This window comes from Balneola sp. (assembly GCA_003712055.1).
Classification (GTDB): domain Bacteria; phylum Bacteroidota; class Rhodothermia; order Balneolales; family Balneolaceae; genus RHLJ01.
In genome coordinates this window covers 463,225-479,345 of record RHLJ01000001.1, presented here as the reverse complement: position 1 = coordinate 479,345, position 16,121 = coordinate 463,225, and the positions used below count along the sequence as shown (strand labels likewise).

Genomic DNA, 16,121 nt, shown 5'->3' with positions numbered 1-16,121 from the left:
ATTATTTAGTTCTTGGTAAAGTTAATTGAAAAAGCTTTTCACAAAAATTAATTTTTCTCTGAAGCTTTGAGCTCCAGAAAATTAACAAACCTTGTAGGCAATGCAAAAGGTCTCTCTGTTGGAATAGGTTCCCATTTTGGTGCAGGACTGGTTTCTGTTTTTTGAGGTCTCAATTCAGGATTCCACTGGAAGCCATCAAGCTTGCGACTTGCTAACTCAGCGTATTCGGGTAAGAAATATCCCTGGTTTTTACCCATTTTAGCCTGAGTGAGTTCGCCATTTTCAAAATAGAGTATCGTTCTTGGAGATGTACTTTCCATAGCCCCGTCTGCATCTCCATTATCATTTTTGGTATGGTATAATATCTCGCTGTTGGGGTGGATCAGAATTTCAGAAACTTCCCCTTGATCAAAGAATGCTATTAAAGAATCGCCTTTTAGTTGATGTAATCGACCGGTGGCCGAATCTTCCTGCACAGCAAAAGCTCCTATATAAGATTTGAGCAGCTTTACTTTGTTGCTATCAAGTTGCACATCTATGAATGGACCAGAAAGCTGAATACGTTTATGCCACGCTATTGGATTACCCTCCAATTCAAAGAGTTCTGATTGTGAATCATAAAACAATGAATCTGATAACGAGGAGAAATTTTCAGACCACACAGATACATCTATAAATCCACTTATTGTTGATGTCGAGTCATTTTCGATCATGAGTAGTTCTTCTGCATAGATGTGTGTGGTATCAGAGCTTGCTGAATCAGCATCTATTTTTCTCAGATACCCATTCCCTTCTACATATCTACGACCTGTTGAATCGGCTTCCAGAAAATCTCCGGTTAATAGCCCGTTATTTGTACTGTCGATTACAAATACATTGCTATAAAGCTGCAAAAATTCTCGCTCTCTATTGATAAAGAGACTATCGCCTTCGGCATATTGGGCAGAGTCCGAAATCTGTACATGATTTCGAAATATTGCACTATCCTGGTTTTGAAAATAGACTCCTTGAAAAGCAGTAAGCACTCCATCCTCATCTTCAAGGCGTATCCCTTCCTTGAAATAGGCGACTTTGGTGGCAAAGTTATAATCTACTTTTTCCCCAAACAGGGTGGTACTGTCCTGAAAAATAACTACTCTGCCACGAAGTTTGCTTAGCTCCTGGTTGGTATAATAGTATAGTGTATCGGTCCAGATATTCTCGGTAGAAGTGTCTATTTGAATATTACCAAAAGCGCGTAGCTCATTCTTATCAATAAATTGCCAGGCGCTATCACAAACCATAGTTACATCGCCGAGGCTCATTCTGGCTGTATAAATCTTTCGAATTTGTTCTCCGTCTATGGTTTCAAGTCTGGCCGACTCAAAGCGCTCGAGGGTAACAATACTTTGAGCTTTACTTTGAAAGGGGGAGGTTGATAACCCAATAAAAAAGAAGAGTGCTATTAAAAAATGATACTTCATTAATCAATAACTACTTGTCCGCCACCCTCATTAAGGGTGTAATTGGTCAGATCAGTATCCCCAATAAATCCATTTGCGGCAATACTGTCGGGAGGAGCAATGAAAATCACGAATTCGGGAGTACTTACTTTATCATTATTTCTATCCCACTTCAGATACTCGGATCGAAGTTTACGTGAATCGTTTGTGACTACTCGTACCTCTCCGAACATTTCAAAAATACCTTCATCTGGTCTGTATACCGCGCTATCACAATCAACACTACTTTTGAACACTCCATTTTTGTCAAATATTTCGATAAAGACAGGGCCACTTATCCTTGTCTCATGTCTTTCGGAATCTTTAATAGTAGTGGAGTAACTACCAGTTATATTAAGGCTTCTTTTTCCATCTTCAATAACCTTCATCGAAACATCCCAACTTTCGGTAGTTGTGAGTAGTGAGTCAGCCAGTGCATTCCTTATTTGTTGAGTATCATACTCAGAAAGCTTTGAGCAGTTCACCAAAAAAAGAAGGCATAAAAAGAAGGGGAAAAGGCTATATCGTTCCAAAATACCGATCTCCTGCATCTCCAAGGCCGGGTACGATAAAGGCATTCTCATTTAGCTTCTCATCCACAGCTGCAGTAATTATCGGTACATCGGGATGATCTTTCTGAAGTCGTTCAATTCCTTCAGGTGCTGCTATGAGGCAAACAAATTTTATGGTCTTGGCTCCATTTTCTTTCAAGAATGAAATAGCATGGCTACCGCTACCTCCTGTAGCCAACATTGGATCTACTACCAGGTTATAGGCTTCTTCAATTCCATGAGGAAGATTATCATAGTAGTTGACCGGGTCATGAGTTTCCTCATCTCTATACACCCCAACATGCCCTACTTTTGCTTCAGGCATAAAATCAACGATTCCATCAACAAGGCTTAACCCGGCTCTTAGTATGGGTATTACGACTACCTCAGGGCCAGGAACATAGCCCATTGTTTTTTGAATAGGAGTTTCTATTTCGGTTTCATCAAGTGGTAAATCTGACAAAGAGTGGTAGGCAAGAATCACCCCAATGTTTGACATTGCCCGCCTGAATAAAGCAGTATTTGTGTTCTTATCTCTTAAGAACGTGAGGTACCGATCAACAATGGGGTGTTTAACTACCGTTAGTCTATTCATCTCAGTCTTTTGATTCTATTCCATCCATTTTAGCAAAGTAAACCTTACTAGCAGTAGCAACTACTCCAGAAAGTGCAAACAAAGCTATAATGTTAGGGAAGGTCATCAAGCCAAGAGCAATATCCCCGATTGCCCATACGGTTTCAAGGGCAAGTACGGCACCTATGAAGTGCATGATCAGATAAACCACTTTGTAATAGATAATTGACTTATCACCTGCCAGGTATTGGATAGATCGATCACCATAGTAACTCCAGCTAATGGCAGTAGAAACTCCAAATAAAATCACACAAATGGTTACGATATATTTTCCTCCACCAAATAGGGGAGCTAGACCTTTTTCAAAAGCAATAGCTGTAAGAGGAGCACCATTTTCTACAATGCTTGTGTAGAGAGTTTCTACCTCCGCTCCACTTGATGCGGTTATAACAACACTTCCATCATCCTGTACTTCTATACTACCATTAAAAGCCTGAGTCCTAGCTTCATTGGTATAAAAGGTGCCTTTATCATGATCATTTCTTTGGATAGTACCATTTGTCGGAACACCATCAACCAACAGAAGAGTGCTTCCTGGTCCGTCAATAACAATTTCGGTTTCAGTGGCATTAGATGTGAATAAAACATCATGCTTTTGATCCCAAACGCCAGTACTCACGATAACAAGACCTGTCATGGTACAAACCACAAGAGTATCAATAAACGGCTCTAATAGTGCTACAACACCTTCTCGGACTGGCTCTTTCGTTTTAGCAGCGCCATGAGCAATAGGAGCTGAACCTTGTCCGGCTTCATTTGAAAATAAACCTCGCTTGATCCCCCATACAAGAGTAGTGAGGAATAGTCCAGAACCTACTCCAAATGCTCCTGCTTTTGGTGTGAATGCATACTCAAGAATGGTACCGAAAGCAGGAAGAACTTTTTCATAATTGAGTAAAAGAATAATTAGTGCTCCAAGAACATAAATAATGGCCATGATTGGCATCAAGCTAGCTGTTACTTTACCAATTCTTTTGATCCCTCCGATAATTACAAAACCAACAAGTGAGGCAGTTACCAATCCTGTTATCCATCCGGGAATTAAGAATGTGCTTTGTAAAGTATCAGCTACCGTATTAGCCTGTACTGCATTTCCTGTTAGGAAAGAACAAATAACTGCCATTGCGGCGAAGAAAACTGCCAGCCATTTCCAGTTTTCACCGAGTCCTTTTTCTATATAATACATTGGGCCACCAGAAACGGATCCATCATCATTTTGGATCCGATATTTAACAGCTAGTGTACATTCTGTGTATTTAACGGCCATTCCAAAAAAGGCGGTTACCCACATCCAGAAAAGCGCACCTGGTCCTCCATAGTGAATAGCAATCGCAACACCGGCAATATTACCAATACCTACAGTTGCGGATAATGCAGTAGTTAGCGCCTGGAAGTGATTTACATCACCCACTGCATCGGGGTCATCATATTTCCCCATTACGGAGAGTATACCGTGTTTGAATTTCCTTACCTGAACGAAGCCTAATCTAAGAGTAATAAAGATCCCAAAACTTAGAAGAACAGCTACCATTAATGGGAAATAGGTGGGGGTACTCCAAACAAGATTGTTCAGGGTATTAACAATACTTTCAAAAGTTTCCATGCACTATGTTTGATTGAATGGTTATTAAAGCTGCCAAAGTAATAAACATTTGACAAAGAATGATAAGAGAATCCAACCAGATTTCTTTTATTGCAATAAAATGAACGATTTGCTTTTCCTATTGTGTTGCGATGCTAATTAAGAATAACGAGCTAAAAAAAAATGACGAAAGCAGATATCGTAGATATTATATCATCATCAGTAGGGCTTACCAAAGTTGAAACTGAGGCTGTTGTAAATGGCTTCATGGAAACAGTGGTTGATGCCATGAAAAGGGGTGAGACTATTGAGCTTCGTGGCTTTGGGAGCTTTAAAGTAGTAAAAAGAGCTCAGCGAGTTGCACGAAATCCTAAAACCAATGTGGAAGTAATTGTACCTGAGCAGTTTGCTCCTGTGTTAAAAATGTCCAGGGACTTCAAAGAAGCGGTTAATGAATCCATGTCCGCTAAAATTTGATTTAGAAAACCTTAGTAAAGTTCTTATTTTTGACCCTTGTTCGAACAATAAACAATGAATTAACACCTAGGTGAGCATTTATGCCAAGTGGTAAAAAAAGAAAACGCGCTAAAATTGCGAAGCATAAGCGCAAAAAGCGCCTGAGAAAGAACAGGCATAAAAAGAAAAAGTAAGATTTTAGGCTCCTTTTACGGAGCCTTTTTTATTTCTAAAATTCTCTCCAGGTATTTCGACAATCTCTGCATTGGTATCTCTTTCTGTCATCTTTAAAGAAGAAAAACGTTATGGAGAATATTAATCGAGCTAAGGTGAGTCGGTTCTTCATTAGGAAAATCCTTTTTGAATCACACTTTGGACACCGAACTGTATCTTCATCAGAATATAAATCAGGATGGTTTTCTTTAAAGTTTTGATCTAGTATCAACAGTGCTTCTTCAACCTGATATTCGGGTACAACAATCTTTGTTCCTGAAGAAGGACTTGGTAGGGTAGAGGGAGTATATTCATCATAAAGAAAAACTGTAATCCCTGCATCCTCTAAAAGGCATTTGTTTGCGTAAGCCTCATTGGTGTTTTGATAAGCACGGAGAACGATGGGTTTATTCATCAAGCGGCTACGCTTTCTTGAAGAACCTCATCACAAAGGTGAATGACTTTACTAGCTTTTAAAAGAAGATCCTGAAATTTCTTACTTACAATATTGTTCACATCATTTACCGTTTTTGGTGATGTAAACTCATATTGAAAGTAGGAAATTAAATTTATGGCAGAGAGGTACTTACCTGATTCATCTCCTTCAATTTCTATATGCCATCTTGTGATAATGTTCTGGTCTTTAAGAAGTTCGTTAATCTGTTTGCTTATCGATTCCATCCATAGGCTGGCCTGCTCAATCCGATAATTTCCTTCTTTCCCCGGGTATTCAGGTTGGCAACGCTCGATATCGAAAAGCCAGGAAATTTCAATATCAATAGTAGGGGCAACGGGGGTTTTGAAAAGTTTTTTGATCTTTAAAAAAGGATGTCCTTTCATCCCTTCAAGTTTACTGGCAACAGTGGTTTCACGAAAACTATCCCAATCAAAGTTTATGGACAGTGATTTAAGAAATTCTGAACTTTTATCGAGTTCAATAAGTAATTCTAAGCCAATGGCATTAATCTTATTATCTTCCCAGGTTTTAAAAGTCTGACTTTTAATTCCACGTTTATCCAATTGAGTGCTTACAGTATTTACAATGGAATTGAATATTGGATAATGCATAAGTATGATTAACTAAATTACTCTCTTTACTTAGTAGGTTTGAATTATTACGAGCTAATATATTTAAAGCGGGAGCTGAAAAACAAATTATCAAATGCTGTAATTGAATTGGCAACAACGCCTTTCAAAAACACACTTGAGCTGTATATAAAAGGAGATTCGGAAAGTTCCCGATTAATATTCAATACGTCTCCGGGTAATATTTCACTCTTCCTTGATAGCTATCGTCCTCCAAAAAAAGCGAATCGGATTACCTTTTTTGAGGATGTTTATTTAACACCCATTCAGGGAGTAGAATTGGTTAAAAATGATCGGATTATTTCTATAGAATTTGGGGATGGAAAAGCACTTTTGTTCAAGCTGTTTAGCTCACGAGCAAATGCGTATTTAATTGAAGAAGGTATAATTGCCGAACTATTCAAGGATTTCGGTGAAATTGGTTCAGCTACTCCTAAAGCCAAGAGTCAAACACTATTTGAAGTAACAGGGGAGGGTAAAACGGCTAAGAAAATACTGATCGAAAGTAACCCGATGCTCCCAAGGGCTGATTTAGACGATCTAGTCAATTACCACGGTTTGGAAGAGCTTACAACTGATGGGATTATCGAATTTTCCAAAGAGTTAACTACAGCATTGGAAAATGAGGCAGAATTCAGATTATTAACAAATGGAGAAACAACGGTTTTTCCTGAAAGGATTTTTCCTTCAAGTACAGAAAGATTTTTCGAAAGTATAAATGAGCTAATTCTATGGCGAACTAAGAATTACTCTGGTCGACTAAGATTTAATCAAAGAAAAAATATTCATATCAAATCGTTAAAAAAGCAATTACAGCGAACTGAGGCTGTGCTCAAGAATCTAGAAAAAGCAGAAGGCGGTCTTAACCGTGCTCAAGATTATGAGCAAAAGGGGCATATTCTAATGGCTAATGCACACAAGGGGATGCCTGAAAGCACGAAGCTTATAGCAGTCGATTTTTATAATAACAATGAGGAGCTTGTAATAGAAGTAAATCAAGAGTTAAGTATCGCAGAAAATGCTTCTAAGTTTTACGAACGCTCTTCAAATTCTAAGAAATCATATTTCGAAGCCCGAGAAAAAATTCCTGTGTTGAAGCAAAGAAAAGACCAATTAGTAAACTTGATATCCAAACTTGATGAAGTAAGTGATTTTTTTGCATTAAATGATTGGGAGAAAAAGAATAAAGACGATCTTATATTATTCAAAAACACCTCTAATAATGAAAAAAATGCTGCTCTTCCGTTTCATCTAATGGATGTTTTAGGTTATGAAATCTGGATAGGTAAAAATGCGAAGAGTAACGATAAACTGGTTCAACTATCGCATAAGGAAGATGTATGGTTACATGCACGAGGAGTATCCGGGTCACATGTAATTATCAGGATGAGGAATCAAAAGAGTATGCCAGATAAAGAGGTAGTACAAAAAGTAGCAGCGTATGCAGCGTATAATTCTAAAGCAAAGGGTGCTGGATTGGTACCAGTAATTTACACTAAGAGGAAATTTGTACGGAAACCGAAAGGAGCAGCTCCCGGTGCGGTCCTGGTTCAAAAAGAACAGGTTGAATTTGTTGAGCCTGAAAAACCATAATTATGAATGACTACAGATTGAATCGATTTCAAGGAAGTATTTTTTTAACCGGATTTATGGCTTCGGGTAAGTCTACAATAGGTAGGTTAGTTGCAGAATTAATAAATAGACCTTTTGTTGATCTTGATGAGATAATCGAAGAAAAGGAAAGAAAGTCGATTAAAGACATATTCAAAGAAGAAGGAGAAAAATATTTCAGAGATAAAGAAAGGGAATACCTCTTAGAGCTAACAAAAAACTTTTCCGGAGTAATTGCTTTAGGAGGAGGGGCTCTGCAAAATCAAAGGATAATTGACCAACTAAAACTACGCGGTCTTCTCGTACTTATTAAGATACCCTTAGAGGTAATTATAGAGCGAGTTTCGAGGAATAAAAACCGGCCAATTACTCTTGATGCAGAAGGAAAAATAAAATCGAGAGAAACTCTGTTAAACGAGCTTAAAAGCTTATATTTAAGTCGTGAAGGGTTGTATTCTCAGGCGCAAATTACTGTGGAAAGTGATGGTTATCGACCCAAAGAAGAAATAGCTCAAATACTTATTGAAAAGCTCAAAAGGCATGTCTGAAGTCATTTCAGTTTCAACAAATTCAGTAGATACTTACGAAATAAAAATTGGAAAAAACCTCATAAAGGAGGCTTCTGAATTTATTTCTGCCAAATTCAGCTCCCAAAAAATCTTTGTCATTATTGATGAAAAGGCCTATTCCAATCACAGTGAGTATATCGATATAGGTCTTAGTAAAGATTTTGAACGGGTAATCAAATATGTGGTTCCTAGTGGGGAGACAAATAAAAGTCTGGATCAATTTTCAAGTGTTGCTCATTTCGTTTTACAAAGTGGAGTAGAGCGGAATACAGCGTTACTGGCAATTGGAGGTGGAGTGGTTGGTGACTTAGCGGGATTTGTTGCTGCAAGCGTGTTGAGGGGTATTCCTTTAATTCATATGCCCACTACGTTATTAGCAATGGTTGATAGTTCAATAGGGGGAAAAACCGGGATTAATCATACCGTTGGAAAAAATTTATTAGGAGCATTTTATCAACCGAAAGCAGTTTTTGCTGATATTCGTTTTTTGAAATCTTTGCCTAAAAAAGAATGGGTAAACGGATTAAGTGAGATTTTAAAATACGGAATGATTGAGGCTCCGGATATTTTTGAACAATTGACCTTGCTCACCAAGAATGGAAAGTTTGCCTCTCCAAAGGAATGGATTCCAATTATAAGTCAGAGCGCACAAATTAAAGCAGATATAGTGTCAAAAGATGTGAAGGAGTCTGGTATTAGAGAAGCACTCAATTTTGGACATACCTTTGCTCATGTAATTGAAAATGTAGGTAATTATGAAAAGTACTCCCATGGTGAGGCCGTTTTTGCAGGAATGTTTGGAGCTGTTTCGGTTTCTAATGCAATAGGTGCAAGTATAGGATTAGCCAATTTAGAGCAGTTTAAACCGTTGTATGACTTTAATTTGAGTGAACTATCATCTACCGGAAAAGAGCTTACGCAGCTAATGTTGAACGACAAGAAAGTAAAGGACAATATTATTCGATTAATTCTCCTTCAAGAATTAGGTGATCCTTTTGTTAAGCCTTTTTCCGAAACTTTATTGATTGAAGAGAGTTGGAATGCGTTGATCTCGGAGTTCTCGTGATATGGCATATAGATGGGTACATAGAACCTGGAAGCTTTTCTGGACCATACTAGGGGTATTGATTCTGGTTTGTGTGGTTTTGTCTACCCTTGGTTTTGCAATTCTACAATTACCTGCATCAAAGAGTTATATAGCATCTAAGATTGAGGATAATTTTAACAACCAATACAAGGGAGTATTAAAGCTAGGAGAGTTTTCAGGAGCAATTCCTTTTGATTTCGAGTTTAAGAATGTAGCCATATATCAAGATTCTACGTCATTCCGGCCGGTTTTTTCTACTGATACGGTAAACGCTTCGGTAGATTTTTGGGCATTATTTCGCAACCAGCTCATCATTAACCATCTTGATATTAAGGATCCTGTGGTATTGTTTCGAGATAGAGAAGGACGATCGTTAGCGTATGCTATTGAACCTTGTGAGAACGATACTTTCGATTCAACCAATAATGAAGCTCAAGGCATTAATTTTGAAGTACTGGTACCATCAGCAACAATAAGTGGGGGGGTGGTAATTTTTGATAACCCTCAAGAATCTGCTCAAGAAGGACTGGATACATTGACAATTCGGGATATTAATGCCCAAATATTTATTGAAAACAAAAGAGAAAGTAGATTTTTTGATATAGATCGCTTCAGTTTCAATATGCCAGAACTGGATATTGAAAACGCGAATATATTTGGGCAGGTGTTTAACGATGAGCAATACCTGGAATTCAATGCATTTAATATCAGGTTAGGAAGTTCAGCACTTGAATTCAGTAGTGAGTTTAATGGGGTAGATTTTTTAAAAGATGATTTTCTCGGGCAGATTCAGAGTTCCGAAATCTCCTACAGAATAAGTGAACTTCTTGTAAATCCTGGTTTGATTACCAGATTTTATCCTGAATATGAGAGGTTTGATAAAGTACTTTATGCGAATTTTAAAGGTAATGGAAGTCTTGATTCCTTATGGTTTGAGGAATTCGATTTCTTTATGGGACGAAGCGGGATTGATGGGTATGGCTTCGTCAAATCTCCCTTGAATTTAGAAAGTCTTCAGTTTGAGGTTGATTTAGAAAACGTCCTGGTAGATAGTTCAGAATTTTCGGAATTCGTACCTCAATTAAGCGAGCCTCAAATAGATGTTATTACAACCTCCAGTTTTGATGTAAAGATCAGTGGAAATAGATCGGGGTTAGCAGGAGAGGTTGAAGTATTGAGTTCTGTGGGCGAGGTGATTACTAATTTTGACCTGGGAATGACTGAGTATGCTAGTATAGATCTTAATGGAAGTTTTACTGATATAAATTTAGGAGGACTTATTTCGGATCAAATAATTGAAAGTCATTTAACCGGTTCTTTTGCAATAAATTCTGATGACTGGAGAAGCGTAAGAAACGCTTCTGGTTCTTCTAGTTTCTTCTTCTCTGATGGTAACTTAAACAGGGTAAATTTTGATACTCTTTCAGCAGAAGGAACATGGAACGAAGGGATTATCCGTCCGTCTTTGATGTTTACCTCACCCTCTGCTTACCTAACAGGGAGGGGCACTATTGATATGACAGATTCAATACCTGGTCTGGAGTTTACAGGAAGTGGAGAAAATGTTGATTTGAAAGGCTTGACGCAGGCTCAGTCATTAGATTCAGTGTTCGCAAATCTGGAGTACGAAATCTTTTTGAAAGGCAATAGTTGGGATAATGTATATGGGCAACTTACGATCGATGTACCATTTGCTACTATAGGAGAAGACACTCTTCCAACTCATCAGGTGTATATGGATTTAAATGAGCCTGGCAATGCAACCAGAGCATTAAGGTTCACTTCTACCGCTTTTGATATGTCTATGCAGGGTAGCTTTCAACTTAATGAGCTAGTAAGAATGGCCCCTTATTGGAGTTCTTATTTTAAGGAAAGAGTTGATGAGGAAGTTCTATTAACAACAGTAGATACATTTGATTCGGATTCATTGGTGATTAGCTCGGATCAGAATTTTACTATGAACGCTTCCATAAAAAACCTGGACTTCATAAAAGCCTATGTGCCTGCATTCCCTTCAATTCAATCAGCAGCTCAAATTAGATCTAATGTAAATGGGAATCCTAATAGACTTCTCTTTAATGCTTCCATAAATGATCCATCAATCAGTTTTAAGGAAACTACTATAGATTCACTTGCATTACAGGTGACCGGAAGTTTTAGAAGCTCAGAGACTCTTAAATCATTTTCCGGGTTACAGGCTCAGCTCGATCTTGGTTCAATTAGTACAGGTCTGCTTGATGCAAAAGGCCTCTCTTTTGAATTTGATATGCAGGAAGATTCGATCATTTATACTCATACGATTGATGAAATAGCTGAAGATTCAAAATTCGAACTAACAAGTGGTATAGCGCTTACGGATTCAGCAATAACAGCTTACATTCACGAATTTGCGTTGGGTAGTGATTTATACTTATGGGAAGGGGTGGAAACTCCGTCAGTGCAGTATCTGGCCGATGAAAAATTAAGATTCCAGGATTTTGAGCTAAGCAATTTTGACGAGAATATTGCGATTGAAGGTATTTTAAGTGCAGATGCAACCGATTCTGTGAATTACCAGATAGAAAATGTAGATCTGGAACGAATTTCAGATTTGATAAATGGCCGAATAAACTTCTCTGGGGACTTGAATGGTCAGTTTACAACTCGATCTCTTACTCGGTCTCCGACACTTCAAGGAGAGTTAAACATCCTGGGTTTAGGTTTGGACAATAATGTGGTTGGCGACATTTCTGTATTAAGTGAATTCAATCAACCATTAAACCGATTTGATACTGAAATAATCGTAGATACTGATTCAACCAAATACCCTGATTATTATTTCCGGAATAACAGAACAGGTCAGGATATCAGTTTGAAGGGGTATATTCTTGCGCCAGACAATAACGGGTTCCCGGAAACAGATTCACTATTCAGGTTTGATTTAGATTTTGAGAATGTAGACCTATGGATCATACCCTTCATCGCTCCTAAAGTGTTTTCTGAAATGTCAGGTAAAGCCAACGGAAGTGGACTTGTATGGGGGAATCTTGAAGATTATGACTTCAATATTAACTATGATATAGGTATGGACGATGCAGTGTATATGAGGCCCCGTTTTTTGGATACTTTCTATTATGGTATTGGTTCATTGAGTTTTAGTCGTGATCAAGGACTCAATTTTGAAGATGTGTTCGTTATAGATCCATCTGGTGGCGCTGCAATAGTAAGTGGAACGTATAATCTTAACGATTTTAGTAAGCTACATTCCATGGATCTGCTCATTGAAATGGATGAATTCCAATTCTTGAATAGCATATTGGATCAGGATGTTCCATTTTTTGGAGACGCATATGGTTCAAGTACGATTCGATTGACTGGTACAAATTTGGATCCAGTGCTGGAAACAGTTACCCCCGTTTATATTTCTGATTTCTCAAATATTGGAATTCCTCTGTTAGAAGAAACTGAATTTGATGAGGATAATAAATTCATCCGTTTTGTAGATGATTTTTCATCATTAGGAAGAATTGATAATACCACTACTTCAGGAGCACAAGCTTTTCTTGCACAAGAAGATGAAGATCCGTTTGAGCGTACATTTACTGAACGCTTTACCATGGATTTGCAGTTTATAGCTCTTCAACCAATGACGGTGAGGCTAATATTTGATCCGGTTACCGGAGATGCGATTACTGCAGATGGTACGGGTCGATTACAAATACGATTACAAGATGAAGAGCTGTCAATGTTTGGGCAGTTCGATATATCAGGAGGTAATTATCAATTTGTAAGTGGTGATATATTTGCAAGAAGATTTGAGCTGGAACGAGGAGGTACTATTACCTGGAATGGAAACCCGACTGATGCGAGCTTAAATCTAAATGCTTTTTATGAAGCAAGACCAGACATTAATACATTAACACAATCCAGGTCAGATATTGATCAGGATAATTCTCAAAGGGTACCTGTTCAGTTGGTATTAAATGTGGGTGGGACACTTAGCAGTATTGAAAATAATTTCTTCTTCCGATTACCCAATACGTTCGAAGCTCGACAGAACACTGCACTGAGTGCTCAAATAAACACATTGAACAGAAATGAAGATGAGAAGCTTATTCAGGCTACAAGTTTTCTGCTAATGGGAGATTTTATCCCATCTACTACTGCTACGACCAGTACTACCGACTCTTTTAGTGAAAATTTTTCGGGAAGTGGTGCGGTGTTAAATCCTTTACTTTCGAGCCAGGTAATAAGTCCGTTACTTTCTAATCAGATAAACTCGTTATTAAGAAGTGATGTTGGTAGTCTTGATATCGATTTTAATTTGAATACCTATAACAATGTTGATCTAGCGGTTGCTTTGAGGTTATATAATGACCGTATCATACTTAGCAGGGAAGGACAGATTACTGGAGCACAATCAAATATTGGGGATATTGGTGCGACCTATCGAATTAACCAAACCTTATCGGTGACTGCTTTTCACAGGCAAGATCCAACTTTTAGTAATTTAGGTTCAGGCGATGAAAACCAACAAGGCCAGGATATAAACGGGTTAGGCCTAGAAGCAGAGGTTAACTTTAATAGCTGGGATGAATTTTTGAAAAAAATAACCAGACCATTTAGAAAGCTTTTCGGGCGAAAGAATAGTAACGACGAACAGGAAGATCAAATAACAGAAAATCAAACCTCATCAGTACCAGGGAATTAATGAGTAGAAGCCAGCGGCTTAGCACCCTCGAAGAAATTGTAATGGACCTTGTCAAAAACAGTCCAAATAAAAGACTTCCAAAACAAACCGTCATTGATGTACTTTTATTAAGCAGTAAGAAAGAGCTTAAAAGATTAGATAAGGCAATAAATAGTCTGGCGTCAAAGAGGCTAATTATAAAAGACGGTAATAGTATATCCATTAAGAAAGGAAACAAAGAACCCAGGAAATCACCGGATCTACTGGAAGGTAAAATCCAAATTACCAGATCAGGAATGGGTTTTGTAACGGTTGAAGGATTAGATGAAGACGTTAAAATATCGAAAAGAGATGTTGGTCTCGCTCTTCAGGATGATTGGGTTAGTATTAAAATAAGTGGAACCAATCGGTATTCAGGTCAGCCTCAGGGTAAGATTGAAGAAATACTAAAAAGAGGGAAAGAGTTTTATGTAGGAACACTCAAGAAGACCGGTACCAAGACCTTTATTATCGAGCCTGATCAAAAATCAGCTCACACAGATTTTTATGTATTATCAAAAAATTTGAATGGTGCTGAGAACAATGATAAAGTCACATTCGAATTAAAGAAATGGGTTCATCCACAAGCGCTACCAGAAGCAGTGGTTACTTCCGTATTAGGGAAGTCTGGCAGTAACGATGCAAATATTCTATCTATTCTAGCTGAAAATGAACTTACAGCCGAATTCCCTCCCGAGGTAGAGAAATATGCTGAGGAAATTTCTGAGGAAATAACTCAGGACGATGTAAGTAGCAGGAGGGATCTAAGGTCTGAAATGGTATTCACAATAGATCCCGCTGACGCTAAGGATTTTGATGATGCTCTTAGTATTTCCTATACCGAACAAGGTAATTATTATCTCGGAGTGCATATTGCAGACGTCACCCATTATTTGAAAACGGAAACAGTGTTAGATAAAGAAGCTTTCGAACGAGGTACAAGTATCTACCTGGTTGATAGGGTAATACCAATGCTTCCTGAACGACTAAGTAATGGCTTGTGCAGTTTAAGACCGAATGAAGACAAATTTACCTATAGTTGTTTTATGGAAATTGACGACAAAGGAAACCTTGTTGATTATTCTATTGAAGAAACCATAATACATTCTAAGCAAAGATTTACCTATGAAGAAGCTCAGGAGATCTTGGACGGTGCTGATCATGAATATAAAAAAGAGGTACACCTGGCAGGTAAGCTAGCCAAAACATTGATGGAAAAGCGATTCAGAGAAGGAGCAATTGATTTTGATTCCCCTGAACCACGTTTTGTACTTGATAGCAAAGGAAAACCAATTGAAGTTATCCTCAAAGAACGGAAGTTTGCTCATCGGCTCATTGAGGAATGCATGCTAATGGCAAATAAAACCGTATCCATCCATATTGATAACCTCCGAAAACAATCGGGAAAAAAGTTGTCAAAGAATCTTTTTCCTTTTTTCTACAGAATCCATGATAAGCCAGATGCTAAAAAATTGAGCGCGGTAGCGGAGCAAGTTTCTCCATTAGGGATTCACTTTTCAGTTAATAATTCCTTATCTCCAAAGGGGATTAACAAGCTTTTAAATGAGGTTAAGGGCACGGCAGTTGAAACCATTGTAAATGAGCTTACTTTAAGAGCAATGGCTAAAGCAGAGTATAGTCCCAAAAATATTGGTCATTTTGGTCTTGGTTTTGAACATTATGCACACTTTACAAGCCCAATTCGCCGTTACCCTGACGTGATTGTTCACCGTATTCTTAAAGAGTATGCAAAAGGTACTACTTCTTACTCCTACGACTCTCTTTTAAAACACGGTGAACATTGTAGCGAAAGAGAACGTGTGGCAGTTGATGCCGAGCGCGATTCTATTAAACTTAAACAGGTGGAATTTTTAAGCGACAAAATCGGGCAAACCTTTCAAGGCGTAATCAGCGGCGTTACTGAAAGAGGTATTTTTGTTGACCTAAAAAATATACATTGTGAGGGGATGATCCGTGTTGGTGATTTGAAAGGAGATTTCTTTTTTTATGATCAGAAAAGTCATCAGCTAGTCGGAAGATCTTCGAAGAAAAAGTTTCAATTAGGAAACGAAATCCATGTGAAAGTGGATAGTGTTAATCACCAAAAAAGGCAAATTGATTTTATTCCTGTATAAGCATTATC

The 16,121-nt window shown here is 38.0% G+C and carries 12 protein-coding genes; 6 read left to right on the top strand and 6 right to left on the bottom strand.

Annotation, left to right across the window (positions count from 1 at the left end; genetic code table 11):
* Positions 1-47 precede the first annotated feature (47 nt).
* From ED557_02190 to ED557_02175, 4 genes are read right to left on the bottom strand one after another with little or no spacing between them, the layout of a single operon-like run.
* Positions 48-1,463, bottom strand: coding sequence for a hypothetical protein (locus ED557_02190; GenBank protein RNC85604.1), 1,416 nt, complete (start codon positions 1,461-1,463; stop codon positions 48-50).
* Positions 1,463-2,065 (bottom strand): LPS export ABC transporter periplasmic protein LptC, encoded by a 603-nt coding sequence (gene lptC, locus ED557_02185; GenBank protein ID RNC85603.1) that lies wholly within the window; start codon positions 2,063-2,065, stop codon positions 1,463-1,465. Before lptC ends, ED557_02190 begins: the two co-directional genes overlap by 1 nt.
* On the bottom strand, positions 2,001-2,627 hold the full coding sequence (locus tag ED557_02180) for a uracil phosphoribosyltransferase (protein ID RNC85602.1): 627 nt from the start codon (positions 2,625-2,627) through the stop codon (positions 2,001-2,003). Before ED557_02180 ends, lptC begins: the two co-directional genes overlap by 65 nt.
* A 1-nt stretch (position 2,628) precedes the next feature.
* The gene (locus tag ED557_02175) at positions 2,629-4,269 is read right to left on the bottom strand and encodes a sodium:alanine symporter family protein (protein ID RNC85601.1); all 1,641 of its coding nucleotides are present in this window, start codon (positions 4,267-4,269) and stop codon (positions 2,629-2,631) included.
* A gap of 162 nt (positions 4,270-4,431) precedes the next feature.
* Here ED557_02175 and ED557_02170 point away from each other — a divergent pair, with 162 nt between their 5' ends.
* On the top strand, positions 4,432-4,725 hold the full coding sequence (locus ED557_02170; GenBank protein RNC85600.1) for an integration host factor subunit beta: 294 nt from the start codon (positions 4,432-4,434) through the stop codon (positions 4,723-4,725).
* A 208-nt stretch (positions 4,726-4,933) separates the two neighbouring features.
* On the opposite strand, the gene ED557_02165 is transcribed toward ED557_02170, so the two are convergent.
* Both ED557_02165 and ED557_02160 read right to left on the bottom strand, forming a co-directional pair.
* On the bottom strand, positions 4,934-5,332 hold the full coding sequence (locus tag ED557_02165) for a hypothetical protein (protein ID RNC85599.1): 399 nt from the start codon (positions 5,330-5,332) through the stop codon (positions 4,934-4,936).
* Positions 5,332-5,985 (bottom strand): hypothetical protein, encoded by a 654-nt coding sequence (locus ED557_02160; GenBank protein RNC85598.1) that lies wholly within the window; start codon positions 5,983-5,985, stop codon positions 5,332-5,334. The genes ED557_02165 and ED557_02160 overlap by 1 nt, the downstream gene beginning before the upstream one ends.
* A gap of 39 nt (positions 5,986-6,024) precedes the next feature.
* Between ED557_02160 and ED557_02155 the strand changes: the two genes are divergently transcribed.
* From ED557_02155 to rnr, 5 genes are read left to right on the top strand one after another with little or no spacing between them, the layout of a single operon-like run.
* On the top strand, positions 6,025-7,596 hold the full coding sequence (locus ED557_02155) for a DUF814 domain-containing protein (GenBank protein ID RNC85597.1): 1,572 nt from the start codon (positions 6,025-6,027) through the stop codon (positions 7,594-7,596).
* Between the two features lie 2 nt (positions 7,597-7,598).
* The gene (locus tag ED557_02150) at positions 7,599-8,162 is read left to right on the top strand and encodes a shikimate kinase (GenBank protein ID RNC85596.1); all 564 of its coding nucleotides are present in this window, start codon (positions 7,599-7,601) and stop codon (positions 8,160-8,162) included.
* A complete protein-coding gene (gene aroB / locus ED557_02145; protein RNC85595.1) occupies positions 8,155-9,249 on the top strand; it encodes a 3-dehydroquinate synthase in 1,095 nt (364 codons plus the stop codon). Before ED557_02150 ends, aroB begins: the two co-directional genes overlap by 8 nt.
* Before the next feature lies 1 nt (position 9,250).
* Positions 9,251-13,960 carry a hypothetical protein gene (locus ED557_02140; protein RNC85594.1) on the top strand — a complete coding sequence of 1,570 codons (4,710 nt, stop codon included), beginning with the start codon at positions 9,251-9,253 and terminating at the stop codon, positions 13,958-13,960.
* A complete protein-coding gene (gene rnr, locus ED557_02135) occupies positions 13,960-16,113 on the top strand; it encodes a ribonuclease R (protein RNC85593.1) in 2,154 nt (717 codons plus the stop codon). Before ED557_02140 ends, rnr begins: the two co-directional genes overlap by 1 nt.
* The last annotated feature ends 8 nt before the right edge of the window (positions 16,114-16,121 follow it).

Excerpts from the sequence above, each read along its gene's own strand:
- ED557_02190 (RNC85604.1), bottom strand. The coding sequence starts at position 1,463 with ATGAAGTATCATTTTTTAATAGCACTCTTCTTTTTTATTGGGTTATCA.
- lptC (RNC85603.1), bottom strand. The coding sequence starts at position 2,065 with ATGAGAATGCCTTTATCGTACCCGGCCTTGGAGATGCAGGAGATCGGT.
- ED557_02180 (RNC85602.1), bottom strand. The coding sequence starts at position 2,627 with ATGAATAGACTAACGGTAGTTAAACACCCCATTGTTGATCGGTACCTC.
- ED557_02175 (RNC85601.1), bottom strand. The coding sequence starts at position 4,269 with ATGGAAACTTTTGAAAGTATTGTTAATACCCTGAACAATCTTGTTTGG.
- ED557_02170 (RNC85600.1), top strand. The coding sequence starts at position 4,432 with ATGACGAAAGCAGATATCGTAGATATTATATCATCATCAGTAGGGCTT.
- ED557_02165 (RNC85599.1), bottom strand. The coding sequence starts at position 5,332 with ATGAATAAACCCATCGTTCTCCGTGCTTATCAAAACACCAATGAGGCT.
- ED557_02160 (RNC85598.1), bottom strand. The coding sequence starts at position 5,985 with ATGCATTATCCAATATTCAATTCCATTGTAAATACTGTAAGCACTCAA.
- ED557_02150 (RNC85596.1), top strand. The coding sequence starts at position 7,599 with ATGAATGACTACAGATTGAATCGATTTCAAGGAAGTATTTTTTTAACC.
- aroB (RNC85595.1), top strand. The coding sequence starts at position 8,155 with ATGTCTGAAGTCATTTCAGTTTCAACAAATTCAGTAGATACTTACGAA.
- ED557_02140 (RNC85594.1), top strand. The coding sequence starts at position 9,251 with ATGGCATATAGATGGGTACATAGAACCTGGAAGCTTTTCTGGACCATA.
- rnr (RNC85593.1), top strand. The coding sequence starts at position 13,960 with ATGAGTAGAAGCCAGCGGCTTAGCACCCTCGAAGAAATTGTAATGGAC.